This is a genomic window from Bradyrhizobium sp. HKCCYLRH2047 (assembly GCF_051168175.1).
Classification (GTDB): domain Bacteria; phylum Pseudomonadota; class Alphaproteobacteria; order Rhizobiales; family Xanthobacteraceae; genus Bradyrhizobium.
Genome location: NZ_JBNPUM010000001.1, coordinates 363879 through 380080 on the forward strand (window position 1 = coordinate 363879; position 16202 = coordinate 380080).

The 16202-nt window shown below is 65.6% G+C and carries 15 protein-coding genes and 1 tRNA gene; 9 read left to right on the forward strand and 7 right to left on the reverse strand.

Going from position 1 to position 16202, the window contains the following annotated elements:
• Window positions 1-124 precede the first annotated feature (124 nt).
• Window positions 125-1093, reverse strand: coding sequence for a complex I NDUFA9 subunit family protein (locus ACQR1D_RS01700; protein WP_434893670.1), 969 nt, complete (start codon window positions 1091-1093; stop codon window positions 125-127).
• 224 nt (window positions 1094-1317) lie between these two features.
• Here ACQR1D_RS01700 and ACQR1D_RS01705 point away from each other — a divergent pair.
• Window positions 1318-1404: transfer RNA gene (locus tag ACQR1D_RS01705), tRNA-Leu, on the forward strand.
• 1136 nt (window positions 1405-2540) lie between these two features.
• Window positions 2541-3272, forward strand: coding sequence for a hypothetical protein (locus ACQR1D_RS01710; RefSeq protein WP_434838713.1), 732 nt, complete (start codon window positions 2541-2543; stop codon window positions 3270-3272).
• A 75-nt stretch (window positions 3273-3347) separates the two neighbouring features.
• Here ACQR1D_RS01710 and ACQR1D_RS01715 read toward each other — a convergent pair whose 3' ends face one another.
• From ACQR1D_RS01715 to ACQR1D_RS01735, 5 genes are all read right to left on the reverse strand, one after another.
• The gene (locus ACQR1D_RS01715) at window positions 3348-4268 is read right to left on the reverse strand and encodes an NAD(P)-dependent oxidoreductase (RefSeq protein WP_434838889.1); all 921 of its coding nucleotides are present in this window, start codon (window positions 4266-4268) and stop codon (window positions 3348-3350) included.
• A gap of 139 nt (window positions 4269-4407) precedes the next feature.
• Window positions 4408-4836, reverse strand: a complete 429-nt coding sequence (locus tag ACQR1D_RS01720; RefSeq protein ID WP_434838712.1) for a hypothetical protein — start codon at window positions 4834-4836, stop codon at window positions 4408-4410.
• Between the two features lie 127 nt (window positions 4837-4963).
• Window positions 4964-6256 carry a TRAP transporter large permease gene (locus ACQR1D_RS01725; protein ID WP_434838711.1) on the reverse strand — a complete coding sequence of 431 codons (1293 nt, stop codon included), beginning with the start codon at window positions 6254-6256 and terminating at the stop codon, window positions 4964-4966.
• Window positions 6247-6792, reverse strand: a complete 546-nt coding sequence (locus ACQR1D_RS01730; RefSeq protein ID WP_434838710.1) for a TRAP transporter small permease — start codon at window positions 6790-6792, stop codon at window positions 6247-6249. The genes ACQR1D_RS01725 and ACQR1D_RS01730 overlap by 10 nt, the downstream gene beginning before the upstream one ends.
• 110 nt (window positions 6793-6902) lie before the next feature.
• The gene (locus tag ACQR1D_RS01735) at window positions 6903-7874 is read right to left on the reverse strand and encodes a TRAP transporter substrate-binding protein (protein ID WP_316178966.1); all 972 of its coding nucleotides are present in this window, start codon (window positions 7872-7874) and stop codon (window positions 6903-6905) included.
• A gap of 461 nt (window positions 7875-8335) precedes the next feature.
• Between ACQR1D_RS01735 and ACQR1D_RS01740 the strand changes: the two genes are divergently transcribed.
• From ACQR1D_RS01740 to ptsN, 7 genes are all read left to right on the forward strand, one after another.
• Window positions 8336-8950: a ribonuclease D gene (locus tag ACQR1D_RS01740; protein WP_315758171.1), complete on the forward strand. Its 615-nt coding sequence runs from the start codon at window positions 8336-8338 to the stop codon at window positions 8948-8950.
• Window positions 8951-9109: 159 nt separating this feature from the next.
• Complete coding sequence (lptC, locus tag ACQR1D_RS01745; RefSeq protein WP_316215388.1) at window positions 9110-9811, forward strand: LPS export ABC transporter periplasmic protein LptC; 702 nt, start codon at window positions 9110-9112, stop codon at window positions 9809-9811.
• A gap of 4 nt (window positions 9812-9815) precedes the next feature.
• Window positions 9816-10502: an LptA/OstA family protein gene (locus tag ACQR1D_RS01750; RefSeq protein WP_434838709.1), complete on the forward strand. Its 687-nt coding sequence runs from the start codon at window positions 9816-9818 to the stop codon at window positions 10500-10502.
• Window positions 10503-10856: 354 nt separating this feature from the next.
• A complete protein-coding gene (gene lptB / locus ACQR1D_RS01755; protein WP_315805647.1) occupies window positions 10857-11870 on the forward strand; it encodes an LPS export ABC transporter ATP-binding protein in 1014 nt (337 codons plus the stop codon).
• A gap of 211 nt (window positions 11871-12081) precedes the next feature.
• Window positions 12082-13716 (forward strand): RNA polymerase factor sigma-54, encoded by a 1635-nt coding sequence (gene rpoN / locus ACQR1D_RS01760; protein WP_434838708.1) that lies wholly within the window; start codon window positions 12082-12084, stop codon window positions 13714-13716.
• 72 nt (window positions 13717-13788) lie between these two features.
• The gene (gene hpf, locus ACQR1D_RS01765; protein WP_315741249.1) at window positions 13789-14391 is read left to right on the forward strand and encodes a ribosome hibernation-promoting factor, HPF/YfiA family; all 603 of its coding nucleotides are present in this window, start codon (window positions 13789-13791) and stop codon (window positions 14389-14391) included.
• Window positions 14392-14719: 328 nt separating this feature from the next.
• Entirely contained in the window at window positions 14720-15181 is a 462-nt protein-coding gene (ptsN, locus tag ACQR1D_RS01770) for a PTS IIA-like nitrogen regulatory protein PtsN (protein ID WP_315805649.1), read from the forward strand.
• Here ptsN and ACQR1D_RS01775 read toward each other — a convergent pair.
• Window positions 15142-16146 (reverse strand): sulfotransferase domain-containing protein, encoded by a 1005-nt coding sequence (locus tag ACQR1D_RS01775; protein ID WP_434838707.1) that lies wholly within the window; start codon window positions 16144-16146, stop codon window positions 15142-15144. The two genes, ptsN and ACQR1D_RS01775, sit on opposite strands and share 40 nt — an antisense overlap.
• Window positions 16147-16202 lie beyond the last annotated feature (56 nt).

A 16202-nucleotide genomic window follows, 5' to 3' on the forward strand; every position in this document is an offset into this window, starting at 1 on the left:
CGGCCCGTCTCTCTCCGCTCGTCATTGCGAGCGCAAGCGCAGCAATCCAGTGTGGTGGGCGGGACTCTGGATTGCTTCGTCGCTTCGCTCCTCGCAATGACGGCGTTTAGCAGGGGGGCCCTTCTTACGCGTTCTTGCGCTGGAACTGCCCGGCGGGACGGAAGCGCCAGAGATATTGCGGGGCGACCGCCTCGAGTGAATCCGGCGTGATGCCCAGGCCCTGAAAAGTCAGGCCGGCCGCCTTCGCCGCCTCCGACACGACGTTGTCGTGGCGCAGCAGCTCGACCTGGTCGGGCGTCAGCTTCAGCGGCCCCGGCGCGAACTGCAGGAAGGTTGCCTTCATCTTCGCCAGTCCGAACGGCACCGGCAGCAGCGCGCGGTCGCGGTCGGTGATCTCGAGGATGATTTTCAGGATCTCCCGGAAGCTCAGCACTTCGGGCCCGCCGAGCTCGTAGGTGGCGCCCGGCTGCGCCTTGCCGTCGACCGCATCGGCCACTGCTGACGCGACGTCGCCGACATAGACCGGCTGCATCTTGGTCTCGCCGCCGCCGATCAGCGGCAGGAACGGCGAGATCCGCGCAAGCCCCGCAAAGCGGTTGGTGAACTGGTCCTCGGGGCCGAACACGACCGAAGGGCGCATGATCACGGCCTCGGGGACCGCCGCCAGCACGGCGGCCTCGCCGGCCGCCTTGGCGCGGGCGTAAGCAGACGCCGACTCCGCATCGGCGCCGATGGCCGAGACATGCACCATGCGGGCGCCGGCCGCGGCGGCCGCCTTGGCGACGGTGGCGGCACCCTCGGCCTGCACGGCCTCGAAGGTCTGCGCGCCGCTCTCGGTCAGGATGCCGACGAGGTTGATGGCGACATGGCTGTCGCGCAGCGCTGATGCCACCGAGTCGGGATAGCGCAGATTGGCCTGTACGGCGTGGATCTGACCGACCCGGCCGAGCGGCTGCAGGTGGCCGGCGAGCTCCGGCCGCCGCACCGCGACGCGGATGCGGTAGTCGCGCTTGGCCAGCGCCCGGACCACGTTGCGCCCGACGAAGCCGGAGCCGCCGAAGACGGTAACCAATGTGTCCAGATTCGATGCCATGGAATGCTTCCTGGGATTGCATCGGGCGGTCGGGCCGCCTCGACGAGAGGGCTCTGAGCGGCGATTCGCACCCCGCGGGCCGCCATCCTGGCCCGCTGTATAGCCCATCGTCCGCACCGCGGAAAAGTGGCCGTGTTTTTGCGCATGGCGTGAGAAAAATTGTCATCTTGGGCGTTCAGCGGTTTGACAAGCCGCCGTTCGATCCGTACACACCGCCTCCACATGCCCAGGTGGCGGAATTGGTAGACGCGCTGGCTTCAGGTGCCAGTGGCTTAACGGCCGTGAAGGTTCGAGTCCTTTCCTGGGCACCACGCTTCGCTCTTCGAGCTTCGCGTGGCGCCGCCGAGCTAAGGCTCGGTTTTGATTTTTCCCCGACATCGCTGTAGCTCCGAAGTCGCCGGACCACGCATCCCGTCGGTCGCAGACACGCTTCGCCGCGCATCGGCGGCTTTCGCCGTGAGCTCCGGTTCGGCCATGCCAACACCTCGTGTCATTCTCGATCTCGCCGCAGCGACGGTCAGATCCCCTCCCCCTTGCGGGGAGGGGTTGGGGGTGGGGGTCCGCACGCTCCGCTGCAAATGAGGCGCACGTCGCTTCTCTTGCTTCAGAGAGGTGGTGCCTGTCGCTTGCTTCATCGCCCGGAGACCCCCACCCCCGACCCCTCCCCGCAAGGGGGAGGGGAGTGGACCGAGACCTTGGTGAGACTTTGATCCGATCGCGTAACGAAGAAAGGCAAGGCGCCTCCTGCACGAAGATGCATCTGTGTCAGTCGTCCTCATCGTCTCGGATCTCGTGCGCTTCTCGGAAATCATTCTGGACGAGCCTCCTCAACCTCGCGACGCATCCGCGCCCGAGTCATGCTGATCGTCTCGCCCTCCAAATCATGAGGGCGCAGGGAAGGCCGGGTGCCGACCGCACCCATGGCCCGCCAGCGGAAGAAAATGCTGGCGGCAGGAACCACAGGTACGCGCCGGAGCATCCGGCCCTCCCTGCGCAACGGTTTTAACGGCTGCTTCGCGTTCTCCCTGGTGCGCCGGGCTTGTTGGCCACCATCCCCCACGCAATGCGCCAGCATTGCGCCAGGTTGATATCAGCGTCGGGATATCAGGACCGCGCGACTTGACCGTGCGTGCATCGCCGTTCGTCCGCGCGATTAGCTCACGCTGCGTCGACACACGCCCATCGCATCCCACTGCCAACGTCTCGTGACGGTCGCGACACGCCCCTCATGCGGCAGCAGGGACGCGCGGAAATGTGCAGCTGATTTGCCCGACGGTGCAAGCGGGAATACTGCGACAGACTGGCACGACGGGCAGTTCGTGCATGGGAGGTAAGCTAACAACTCCACCGTCATTGCGAGCGCAGCGAAGCAATCCAGGGCTCCGGGCGTCGCCCTGGATTGCTTCGTCGCTTCGCTCCTCGCAATGACCGTGGCTGGGATCGTGCCGTGAACCGCTGGGATGAGATCTGCAACTTGCCCGTGTTATTGGTCTGCAAGATCACGACGCGGGATCGTGTATATAGAGGTTGGGCTAATCATAGCTGGATCGTCACGATCTGGCAGATGATCGCAACATCGAACAGGATCGTCATGGCGGATCACCTCGTTGTCGGCCTCTCGGCCTGGATCATCCAGGACGGCAATTACGGTGATTTCACGCGCGGCGACCGCACCGCGTTCGCGCTCGAATTCTGGGCGCAGCCGCCACCGACGCGAGTCGAACCGCGAGACGAGATCATCGCCTCAATGGCGCATCGCGGAAGTGCGATATATGAAGTCGTCGCGCGCGTTGTTCATGTTGCCGAGGATTGGTGGGCGATCGACGTCGGCGTTCTTGTGTATCAGTACAGCAGGCCACCGGACTCTGCGCAGCCCGGCGCCTGGCTGCGGGGAAACGTCTTCATCGGGATCGATCCATTTCTCTATTTCGAGGACTGCGGCCGCCGGCCTGGCGCGCCCGCGCTGGTCTACGAATGGAGCATCGACAAGATCGAGATTGAGACCGCGCCATTCGTAGAAGTGAGCCCGCGGCGATTTGAGCGTGATGCCAGTCAGCTCGGCTGGCGGGAGGTCGCCGCGACGACAGCCTGGGAAGACGACTCGGGCATGGGAGACTATTTGCTCCATTGCACGCTGCTCGCCGGCCCTCGTTTGCCTCGCAGCAAGGATCTGCCGTAGACGCGCGACCTAGTCGCTGCGAAGCATGTTGCTGGCGCGACCTCGTTGTCAGCGAGGCAAAGTCCGACGTCCAGGTCACTCCGTGCGTGACGCCGCGATCACGCGCGCCAGCACGGGCCAATACAGATCGCCATACCCCGCCTCAATCGCCTCTCCGAGACGTCGGTCCGCGAGCTCCGCGCCCGGCAGATCGATCTGCACGGACCTGGCGAGATCCAGCGCGTAGCCGATGTCCTTGCGCGCATATTCGGTCGAGAATGCGCGCTCGGGAAATGTGTCCGGCAGCATTGCCTTCATGCCGTGGTTGCGCAGCGCGAAGCTGTCGGCGGAGCCCTTCGCGAGGGTCTCGAACAGCAGCTTGGGATCGAGGCCCGCACGCTTGGCGGTCTCCAGCGCCTCGCCGAGCGCGACCACGGTCTGCATCAGCACCATGTTGTTGAGGATCTTCACGACCTGGCCGGCGCCGACGCCCCCGCAATGGGTGATGTCGGTCGCGAACAGCGCGATCAGCGGCCGCAGCCGTTCGAACGTCGCCGCGTCGGCCCCGACCATCACGCTCAGCGTGCCGTCCTCGGCCGCCTGCCGGGTGCGGGCGATCGGCGCATCGGCGAAGGCCGCGCCCTTGGCGGCGAAACGGGCGGCGAGCTCCCGGCTGGCCTGCACCGGCGAGGTGCCGAGGTCGACGATGGTGTGGCGCGCCTCGACATGGCGGAGCAGGCCGTCATCGCCGTCGCACACGGCCTGGACATGCTTGCCGCTCGGCAACGCCATGAAGATCAATTCGGCCTCCCGCGCCAGCTCCGCGAGCGACGCGGCCCTGATGACGCCGACCTCGGCGAGCCGCTCCAGCGGGGCGTCCGCACGATCGAAGCCGAACACCGTGGCGCCGGACTTCCGCGCCAGATTGCGGCAGATCGGCTCGCCCATGACACCCAGACCGATGAATCCGATCGCCGCCATTGCAAGCTCCCTTTCATTCGGACCTGCCTGTCCGATCGACCATGGTGCCGCTCTGCGGGGCAGCCCAGTCCAGATCCGGATAGTCGTCTGAATATTCGCCGGTGTCGATCGAGCAGACGATCCTGCCGCTCTTGCCGGCAGCACGGACCTCGTTGCCGAGTTTGCGATCTGACCGTCAGGGGAGCGAATCCGGTTGGTCCTTGCCTTCGGGACCGCGGGACTTGCGAAAAGGATACACCGTGATGCCGATGGCTGCGCCGAGCGTTGCGATGCGCAGCAGCAGGTCGGCGGAGATCGTGGTCTCAAGCGCGGGGAATTCGCGGCCGCCCTCGAAGCCGTAGGAAAAGGTGCGCGACGTGCAGCCGTTCCACAGCGCCCTCGCGGGTTGGGGCAGCGATTCGATCAGCGTCAGGAATTGCTCGGTGCATGTGGTCGGATCGGGGGATTCTGTCGTGTTGATCTCCAGGACCAACAGAAACTCCCGCTCATGCTCCGCATGATGCAGAATGTACACGCTCTGATCCAGATGCGCGATCAGCGGCGTGAAGTCGAATGTCGACTTCAACGCCAGATCGAGATTCAGGAAATGCGAGAATGCGGCCATCCTCGCTCACGCGGATTGCTGTGGAGACAGGTGTCGAGTGTACCGCGAGCAGTCGCGGCAGGTCGAGGCCGAACGCATCGGGATGCGGCGGAGGATCGCCGGCCGAAGCCGGCGATCCTCGGGACGGCTATCCCTTATACCCCATCAACAGCCGCGGCAGCCAGAGCGAGAAGGCCGGCACGTAGGTCACGAACATCAGGGCGGCGATCAGGGCGGCGTAGAACGGCAGGATGGTGCGCATGACGGCGCCGACTGAGATGCCGCCGATGGCGCAGCCGACGAACTGCGTGGTGCCGACCGGCGGGGTGTTGAGGCCGAGCGCGCAGTTGATCAGCATCAGCATGCCGAACTGCACGGGATCCATGCCGGCCTTCATCGCGATCGGCAGGAAGATCGGCGTGCAGATCAGGATGGTCGCCGCCATGTCCATGAAGGTGCCGAGCAGGAACAGGATGACGTTGATCAAGAGGAAGATCATCCAGGGCTGCGTCGAGACCTTGCTCATCAGGTCGCCGGCGAAATCGGCGACCTCGTAAAGTCCCATCAGGTACTGGAACATGGTGGAGACGCCGATCAGCAGCAGCACGACGCCGGTGGTCTTCACCGCCTTGGCGGCGGCGCGCAGGAAGTTGCCCAGGGTCATCGTGCGGTAGATGAAGAACGTCAGCAGGATCGTGTAGGTCACCGCGACGGCCGCGGACTCCGTGGCGGTGAAGACGCCGGACAGGATGCCCGTCAGGATGATGCCGACGATCAGAAGGCCGGGCAGCGCCGCCGCGAACGAGCGGAAAACTTCCGCCCAGCCTGGAAACTTGCCGGCGGGATAGCCGCGCTTCACGGCGACCGCATAGGCGGCCACCAGCATGCAGACCATCAGCACCATCGCCGGCAGGAGGCCCGCGGCGATCAGCGCGCCGATCGACACCTTGCCGCCGGCGGCCAGCGCATAGATGATCATGTTGTGGCTGGTCGGCATCAACGCGCCGACCAGCGAGGCGTGGGTGGTGACGTTGACGGCGTAGTCGGTGTCGAACCCTTCCTTCTTCATCATCGGGATCATCACCGCGCCCATCGCCGAGACGTCGGCGACGGGTGAGCCGGAGACGCCGCCGAACAGCGTGCAGGCGACGACGTTGGACATGCCGAGTCCGCCGCGGATGTGGCCGACGAGGTTCTTGGCGAGCTGCACGATCTTGTCGGCGACGCCGCCATGCAGCATCAGCTCGCCGCTGAACACGAAGAACGGGATGGCGAGGAACGAGAAGATGTTCATCCCCGACATCATCTGCTGGAAGATGACGGCGACCGGCAGGCCTTCATACAGAATGGTGCAGATCGCGGAGAGGCCGATGGCGAAGGCGACGGGGACGCCGAGGATGAGAAAGCCGAAGAACGTGACGCCGAGAATGATCAGTTCCATGACGGGATGACCTCTTCACCGCGCAGGAGAGCAATGATGTGCTCGATCGAGAAGGAGACGATCAGGAGCCCGGAGACGACCAGCGGGACGTAGCGGACGAGCTCGGGCAGGCCGAGATTGGCGATCTTCACGGTGCCGACGGAGGCGCCGAGGATCCAGCCGTTGTAGGCCATGGCGATGCCGAACAGGGCGACCAGCACGTGAATCACGATCTCGATCTTCTCGCGCGTCGAGTCCGGCAGCATCACGAGGAGACTATCCATGCCGATATGTCCGGCGTCGCGGACGCCGACGGCGCCGCCGATCAAGGTGACATAGAGGATCAGGACCAGCGCCAGGTTCTCGGTCCAGGTCGGGCTGGAGTTCAGCACGTAGCGGCCGAACACCTGGTAGAACACGATGGTGACGATGACGAGCAGGCCGGCGACGGACAGATACATGCCCAGCCGCGCGATGACGGCGTTGATCCGCGTCAGCGGGCCGCGTGACGGGCGTCCCTCCCCATGCTCGTGGTCGCCGACATGTGGGTCTGTCATTCCCGTCCCTCCCCTGGCCTTCCTCCGGCGCCGCCTGAGGGCGACGCCGGAGCGTATGATTGTTGTTCTTGGTAGATGTCTTTGAAGTCGCGATTGTTACGTCGCCACTCTTACTTGGTATCCTGGATGCGCTTGACGAGACTCGAGAGCTTCTCGTCGCCGGCGAACTTCTGGTAGACCGGCTTCATCGCGTCGACGAATTCCTGCTTGTTGGCGATCGTCACGACCTGGACGCCGGCGGCCTCGACGGCCTTGCGGGAGGTCTGCTCGCGCTCGTCCCACAGCTTGCGCATGACCGGCACGGAGTCCTTGGCCGCCTTGCGGATCATCGCCTGATCCTCCTTGCTCAAGGTGTCCCAGACCTTCTTGGACATCACCAGGACTTCGGGCGCCAGCGAGTGCTCGGTGACGTTGTAGAACTTGGCGGCCTCGAAATGGCGCGAGGATTCGTAGGACGGCCAGTTGTTCTCGGCGGCGTCGACGAGGCCGGTCTTGAGCGCGGTGTAGACCTCGCCATAGGGCATCGGCGTCGGGTTCGCGCCGAGGCTCTGGATCATGCCGACCCAGAGGTCGGACTGCTGGACGCGGATCTTCAGGCCCTTGAGGTCGGCGAGCGACTTGACCGGCGCCTTGACGGTGTAGATCGAGCGCGCGCCGCTGTCATAATAGGCGAGGCCGATCAGGCCGGCGGGCTCCATGGCGGCCAGGATCTCGTCGCCGATCGGCCCGTCCAGCACGGTGCGCATGTGCTGGGTGTCGCGGAACACGAAGGGCAGGCACAGCGCGACGGTCTCGGGCACGAAATTGTTGAGCGGCGAGGAGTTGATGCGCATCATGTCGAGCGCGCCGATCTTGAGCTGCTCGATCGTGTCCTTCTCGGAGCCCAGCGCCCCGTTCGGAAACACCTTGACGCCGAGCTTGCCGCCGCTCGCCGCCGCGAGCTGCTTGCCCATGAACTTGACGGCTTCGACGGTCGGATAATCGGCGGGGTGCACGTCGGCGGAGCGGAAATCGCGCGCGGTCGCCAAGGGCGACGAGACCGCCAGCACAGCGGCCGCAATGATACCTGTAAGTGCCTTCATCCTGGCTTCCTCCTCATGTGATTATGTCGTTGTCGGCAGATGCTGCGGCCGCCTTGGGTCGCTGCACTTCAGATGCGAAGTCATGCGACAATATCACGCGTACGGCCAGTGGCATTTTCTGTCCAAGCCAAAGGCGGCATCGATCAATGCAAGAGTTGCATCGATCGACGGGGTGCGATCTGGCGCGATGCAACCGGCGGGTCGACCGCCTCATGAGGAGGGCGCCGCCTCGACCGGCCGCGTGACACCTGCCGGCGCCAGCTCGGATGCGATCACCTTGCCCCGTCCGGCCCTTGCGCCCGGGCGGCGGGGCTGGCATTCCCGCGGCTGATCTCCGGACCGGCCCGGCGCGTTTGCCGGTTGGTTACCAGCGCCGGGCTACAGCCGGTTCCCGAGCGCTTCCCGCGGCGTTGCTCCGGCCCGTCGCATCCGATTTCGATTCGACCGAGGTTTTGAGAGCCATGACCGTACGCCTGCACCGCGGCGACCTGCCCGATCTTTCCCGCTACACCTCGTCGGTCGCGATCGACACCGAGACGATGGGGCTCAATCCGCACCGCGACCGGCTGTGCGTAGTGCAGCTGTCGCCCGGCGACGGCTCGGCCGACGTGGTGCAGATCCCGAAGGGGCACACCGACGCACCGAACCTGAAGGCGCTGCTCGGCAACCCCGACATCACCAAGATCTTCCACTTCGCGCGCTTCGACGTCGCGGCGCTGTTTCACGCGTTCGGGGTGATGCCGCAGCCGGTGTACTGCACCAAGATCGCCTCGCGGCTGGCGCGCACCTACACCGACCGCCACGGCCTCAAGGATCTCGTGCGCGAGCTGCTCAATGTCGATCTCTCCAAGCAGCAGCAGTCGAGCGATTGGGGCGCCGAGCAGCTCAGCGAGCCGCAGCTCGCTTATGCCGCCTCCGACGTGCTGCACCTGCATGCCCTGCGCGAGAAGCTCGACGTGATGCTCGCGCGCGAAGGGCGGCTGGCGTTGGCGCAGGCCTGCTTCGCGTTCCTGCCCCACCGGGCCACCCTCGATCTGGGCGGATTCGAGGCCGAGGACATCTTCGCGCATTCCTGACGGGGGCGAATCGCAGACGTGTTCACGATCATTAATGTCTCGTAATGATCGCGAGGCCCTTGCGTCGCGATTTCGCGCCAGTTCCAGGCTGCAATGGTGGGGCCCCCCATGGTAGGATGGGCGCTGTTTCGCGCGCATCCCGTGTCCGTCGGAGCCCTGGTGAACTCGGTCCACAACCCCGCCTATGATCCCACCCTGCAGGCGCGCTTTGCGGTCGCGGCGCGCCACAGCCGTTTCGTGCGCGTGCTGCGGGTCGCGGTGCCGGCGGCGGTCGGACTGGCGATGGCGGTCGTGATCGGCATCGCGCTGTTCAATCCGTTCCACATGGAGATCAACACCCCCAATCTCACCGGCAACCTCGTCATTTCCGGCCGCAAGATCACGATGGAGACGCCGCATCTGACCGGCTTCACGCCGGACCAGCGGCCCTATGATCTCGTCGCCCGGAGCGCGGTGCAGGACCTCACCGATCCCGATCACGTCGAGCTCAACATCCTCCGCGCCAAGGTGCTGATGGAGGATCAGTCGACGGTGACGTTGAAGGCCAATACCGGCGTGTTCGACACCAAGCAGCAGCAGCTCGAGCTGAAGAAGGACATCCTGCTGACGACGTCGACGGGCTACGAGGCGCGGCTGAGCCGGGCCTCGGTCGACATGGCCAAGGGCACCGTGAGCTCGGACGAGCGCGTCGACGTCAAGCTCACCAACGGGACGCTTTCCGCCGACCGCCTGCGCATCACCGACAATGGCGAGGTCATCCGCTTCGAGGGCAACGTGATGATGAACCTCGACAACATGAATGCCGCTCCGGCCACGACCGCGAGCGCCGATCCCGGCCGTCCGGCCCGCAACGTGAAGTGAGCTCATGACGACGTATCGTTTGATTGCCGCGGTCCGGCGCGGCGCCTCGTTCGGTGCGCTGGCGCTGATCGCGTTCGCCGATCCGCTGCAGGCGCAGAGCGCGACCACCGGGGTGCCGAACGCGCTGCAGGGATTTTCGCAGAACCGCGACCAGCCGATCCAGATCGAGGCCGCTGCGCTCGAGATGCGCGACAAGAAGAAGGAGGCGACCTTCACCGGCAACGTCAAGGTCGTGCAGGGCGATACCACCATGACCTCGAAGTCGCTGGTGGTGTTCTACGACGGCGGCGCCCAGCCGGGCGGCGCCAAGTCGACCAAGGCCACGCCGGCGGCGACGCCGGGGCCGGACGGCAGCTCGGCGATTCGCCGGTTGGAGGCGCGCGGCGACGTCAAGGTGACCCAGAAGGATCAGGTCGTGACCGGCGAGACCGCGGTCTACGACACCAAGACCAACATGATCTCGATGCAGGGCGGCGTGGTGCTGACCCAGTGCAAGAACGTGATGCGTGGCGACCGCTTGACGGTGGACATGACCACGGGCGTGTCGCGCGTCGAATCCGACAGCGGGCGCGGCGTGCAGGTGCTGCTGCCGCAGGCCGGCGCCGGCGCGGGCGGCGGCTGCGGTCCGTCGACCGCCTCGGCTCCGGGCAGCGCCGCGCCGCTGCAGCTCGGTCCAGGCAAATCGAAGTGACTTCAATTATTTAGCAAAACGCCGGCGGCCCAGTTGAACCGCGCCGCTGCTGCCTCTATCTAGCGGGCGGGCGGTTCTGTCGCAGGACCGATGTAACGGGAGGCCGTGGAGCCCGTTGCATGGCTGCGAAAGAGTGATGCCGGACACGATTGCGATCTTGCGATCGGTCGCCTGCGTGGCGACCGCGACTTCGCCGTCAGACGACAGACTCCGAAGCGCGGCCTGCCGCGCTTTGGCCGGCCTCGCGCTCCCTGTGATCCGCGAGAGAGGTGAGATGCGTTCGCTCGCGGTGAGCGGGCGAGCCAGCGCTGCGGTCGGTGACGGGCAGCCTCGAAGGGCGTAAGCGAAGCGGGGATGGTGGATCTACTCGGCATGTTTCGTGGGCGTCCCGCCAAGCGCGGCCAGCGAGGCTCCTCGCGCCGGCGCGACGACATCACGGCCATGGACGATCCGTTCGGCAATTCCTACAGCGATGATCCGCTCGCCGCGCTCGCCGACTCCGTGCGCGATGAAACGGTGCCACGCATCAATCCGCGCTCGCCGCAGAACACCGAGCAGATCCAGCGCAAGCGGCCGGCCTCACAGCCGGCACCGGCCAAGCCGCGCAACAATGGCGCAGGCGGTGGCCCGCAATTGCTGCGCCGGCCGGGCTTCCTTGCCGTGCATTCGATCGAGAAGAGCTTTGGCAGCCGCCAGGTCGTGCGTGGCGTCTCGATCTATGTCCGCCGCGGCGAGGCCGTCGGCCTGCTCGGGCCGAACGGCGCCGGCAAGACCACCGTGTTCTACATGATCACCGGCCTGATCAAGGCCGATCGCGGCGCCATCGAGCTCGATGGCCATGACGTGACGCGGCTGCCGATGTATCAGCGCGCGCGGCTCGGCATCGGCTACCTGCCGCAGGAGGCCTCGATCTTCCGCGGCCTCACCGTCGAGCAGAACATCCGCGCCGTGCTCGAGGTGGTCGAGCCGTCGCGGAAGAAGCGCGAGCGCGAGCTCGACGCGTTGCTGGAAGAGTTCACCATCACGCGGCTGCGCAAGTCGCCGTCGATCGCGCTGTCCGGCGGCGAGCGTCGCCGCGTCGAGATCGCGCGCGCGCTGGCGACGCGCCCGAACTACATGCTGCTCGACGAGCCGTTCGCCGGCATCGATCCGATCGCGGTCGGCGACATCCAGCAGCTGGTGCGCCATCTCACCAACCGCGGCATCGGCGTGCTCATCACCGACCATAACGTCCGCGAGACGCTCGGCCTCACCGATCGTGCCTACATCGTCTATGCGGGGCAGATTCTCACCGAAGGCAGCCCGGAGGAGATCGTCGCCGATCCCGACGTGCGCCGGCTGTATCTCGGTGAGGAATTCCGGCTGTAGGATTGCCGACGCGCTGTTTGTCCGCTTTGTCGGACACGGGACAGGTCGCGGAAACGCTGCGAATACCGCTGTTTCCAACTGCTTTGCGAGGGCCGGTAACCTCGTCTTCCGCGCGCGCCATACTCCCTTTTTCTTATTCGTCAAGCCGTGTACATCGCGCGCGGATTAGGATAAGCAAGAATTGGACCAGTAAGGGAATGTTCTTGCTCCCATGGCGTTGACGCAGAGATTAGAATTCCGCCAGTCGCAGTCGCTGGTGATGACGCCGCAGCTGATGCAGGCGATCAAGCTGCTGCAATTGTCCAATCTCGACCTCTCCACGTTTGTCGAAGAGGAGCTGGAGCGCAACCCGCTGCTGGAGCGCGCGAGCGACGGTCCGGAAGCGCCGGTCGCCGGCGAGCAGCAGATGTCCGAGCGGGCCGAGTTCTCGGAAGGTGGCGAGGCCGGCGGCGACGATTTCGGCGAGGGCGCGAGCGGCGGCGAGAGCTTCGAGGGCGCCCAGGACGACTGGATGAGCCGCGATCTCGGCACCCGTACGGAGATCGAACAGACGCTCGATTCCGGGCTTGAGAATGTGTTCTCCGAAGAGCCCGCCGAAGCGGCCGCGCGGACTGCGCAGGACGCCGCGCCGACCACCTACACCGAATGGGGCGGTGGCGCCTCCGGTGATGAGGACTACAATCTCGAAGCCTTCGTCGCGGCCGAGACCACGCTGTCGGATCATCTCGCCGAGCAGGCGGCGGTGGCCTTCACCGCGCCGGCCGACCGCATGATCGGCCAGTATCTGATCGATCTCGTCGACGAGGCCGGCTATCTGCCCGCCGATCTCGGCCAGGCCGCCGACCGGCTCGGCACCGAGCAGGCCGACGTCGATGCCGTGCTCGGCGTGCTGCAGACGTTCGATCCGCCCGGCATCTGCGCCCGCAATTTGAGCGAATGTCTCGCAATCCAGCTGCGTGAGCTCGACCGCTACGATCCGGCGATGCAGGCGCTGGTCGAGCACCTCGATCTCCTTGCCAAGCGCGACTTCGTCGCCCTTCGCAAGCTGTGCGGCGTCGACGACGAGGACCTCGTCGACATGATCGGCGAGATCCGCAGGCTCGATCCGAAGCCGGGGCTGAAGTTCGGCACCACGCGCACACAGACCATGGTGCCCGACGTCTACGTCCGCCCGGGTCCCGACGGCGGCTGGCTGGTCGAGCTCAACAGCGACACGCTGCCGCGCGTCCTGGTGAACCAGCACTATTACTCCGAGCTGTCGAAGACGATCCGCAAGGACGGCGACAAGTCCTACTTCACCGACTGCCTGCAGAACGCGACGTGGCTGGTGCGTGCGCTCGATCAGCGCGCCCGCACGATCCTGAAGGTCGCGACCGAAATCGTGCGCCAGCAGGACGGCTTCTTCACCCACGGCGTCGCGCATCTGCGGCCGCTCAACTTGAAGGCCGTTGCGGATGCGATCCAGATGCATGAATCGACCGTGTCGCGCGTCACCGCCAACAAATACATGGCGACCAATCGCGGCACGTTCGAGCTGAAATATTTCTTCACCGCCTCGATCGCATCGGCCGATGGCGGCGAGGCGCACTCGGCGGAAGCCGTGCGCCATCACATCAAGCAGCTGATCGATGCGGAAGATCCCTCCGCAATTCTCTCCGACGACACCATCGTCGAGAAGCTGCGGACCGCCGGCATCGATATCGCCCGCCGCACGGTCGCGAAATACCGGGAGGCGATGCGGATCCCGTCCTCGGTGCAGCGCCGCCGCGACAAGCAGAGCATGCTGGCGCATGCCCTGTCGGCCCCCGCCAGCGCCGACCGCACCCGGGATGCCGCGTCAGTTTGACCGTGCCCCGCGATTGCGCCTTAACCAAATAGGCTTAGTGTCACACTTGGTTCACATGAATCGAGGCGACACATGACCCTGCGGATTTCCGGAAAGAGCATCAGCGTCAGCGAAGCGCTGCGTGGGCGCGTCAGCGAGCGCACCGACGAAGTCTTGCGAAAATACTTCGACGGCAACTATTCCGGCCATGTCACGCTCTCCAAGGACGGTTTCGGGTTCAAGACCGATTGCGCCCTGCACCTCGATTCCGGCATCACGCTCGAGGCCGAATCGAATGCGCCGGACGCCTATGCCAGCGCCGACCAGGCGCTCCTGATGATCGAGAAGCGCCTGCGCCGCTACAAGAGCCGGCTGAAGGACCGCTCGGGGCGCAAATCCCATGCGGCCAATGCGGCGCTCGCCAATCTCGACGGCGCGGTGCTGGATGCGCCGAGCTATGTGATCGAGGCGCCGGCCGAGGGCGACGAGGAGATCACTGGCTACAGTCCGGTGATCATTGCCGAGAACACCACGGCGCTGAAGCGGCTGTCGGTGTCGGAAGCGGTCATGGAGCTCGATCTTTCGGGGGCGCCCTGCATGGTGTTTCAGCATGGCTCCAGCGGCCGGGTGAACATCATCTACCGCCGCGCCGACGGCAATATCGGCTGGGTCGATCCACCGGCGGTGAAACCGTAGTCACGCGGATGCGTTCCAGGGATCTCCTGGCGGCGCGAAAACCGGTTCCCGATCAGGCGGTTGGCGGACGGGTTGCGACGTCACGCCACGGCAATGAAGGGATGCGACCAAGCGGTTGGGGCGCTGGCGCCTTCAGGCCGCCACGCTCCGGCGATCTTTAAGGATAGGCTGCGGGAACACGCTTGCGGGTGTTGGCACGGCCGTTGCGTTGGGGTAGAAGCCCCACCCATCGGACACGGGTTAAGCCCGCCTGCCGCCTCAGCTTCTTGACGCCGGTCTGTCCCGACCTATTTCGCACCCTGACGGTTCAATCACCTCGGAACGCCCTATGCCGATTACCGATCTGGTCGCACCCGAGGCGATCGTGCCGGCTTTGAAGGTCATCAGTAAGAAGCAGGCGCTGCAGGAGCTTGCCGCCCGCGCGGCTGCGCTGACCGGGCAGAACGAGCGCAACATCTTCGAAGTGCTGCTGCAGCGGGAGAAGCTCGGAACCACGGCCGTCGGGTATGGCGTGGCGATTCCGCACGGCAAGCTGCCGAAGCTGGAGAAGCTGTTCGGCCTGTTCGCCCGGCTGGAGCGGCCGATCGATTTCGAGGCCATGGACGGCCAGCCGGTCGATCTGGTGTTCCTGCTGCTGGCGCCGGAAGGCGCCGGTGCCGACCATCTGAAGGCCCTGGCGCGGATCGCCCGGCTGCTCCGCGACCAGGATGTCGCCAAGAAGCTCCGTGCCTCGCGCGACGCCCAGGCGATCTATTCGGTGCTGGCGCTGCCGCCCGCCTCCGCGGCCTGACGTCGTATCGCGCCGCCGCCCTGCAAGGACCGGGAAAGCCTGCTGGCGAGCTTCCGCGCCGCACTGAACCCGCTCGTCCGCGCGGGTGGGTGCAACGGCGTCGGCTCGTAGCCGAACTCGACGACGAGCTCCTGGAAGGCCTCGCTGCGGAGCAGGTCGAAATGATGCGGCATCATTCGCTCCTTGTAGATGCCGACCTTCCGGCCCCGTCCCGACGACGTCAGACCGCGGCCGAGCACATCGACCTCCGCGGCCGTCTTCCGCGGCAGCCCCAGGTAGTCACAGATGCCGTGAAGGACGGGAAACGACGACCGCGCCACATCGTCGGCCGCGAGCTCTGCATAGAGCTCTTCGAACCTCACGGTCAGGCAGGCCGGCGAGTCCAGCCAGCTCATGAAGTTCTTGATGCCGGACCGGGGCAAAGAGAGGAGGGTCGACGTGATTCGGGAGGCGTCGTCGGGGTGAGCAGCCGATCCGGCCGCCCGCAGATAGGCGTTCCACTTCCGCATCTTCGGGTAGGCCGCCGAATGGTAGACGAAGTCGACCCAGCTCACGACGATGTCGCGGGGGTCGCGGACGATGAACAGCATCTTGTGGTCCGGTCTGCCCAGCAGGTATTGCTCGAGATACGGACAGTACTCGGTGTGCGAGGCGCAGGAGTAGCCGGAGCTCAGGGCCGACGCCCAGAGCGGCGCCGGGAGCGCGCGTCCGTAGTCGAGCGAGCCGTCGGGATTCAGCCTGCTGATCGATGACGTGTAGGTGTGATAGCCGACATCGACGTGACCACCCAGCGCTCTGACGAGTTCGACCAGCAGGTACGTTCCTGCTTTCGGCACGCTGTTGCAGATGACGTAGTAAGGGCTCGGTCCCGGCGGAGGACTGTCCACAAAGACGTGCCGGTTGGGGAGGGTCCCGCGTGCAAGCTCTCGATAGACGCCGCCTGCATCAAGCCGTGATCCATGCATTTGCCATCCCTACACATGCTCGTCACACATCGGACTAGCGCGTGCCGCAACGGGGA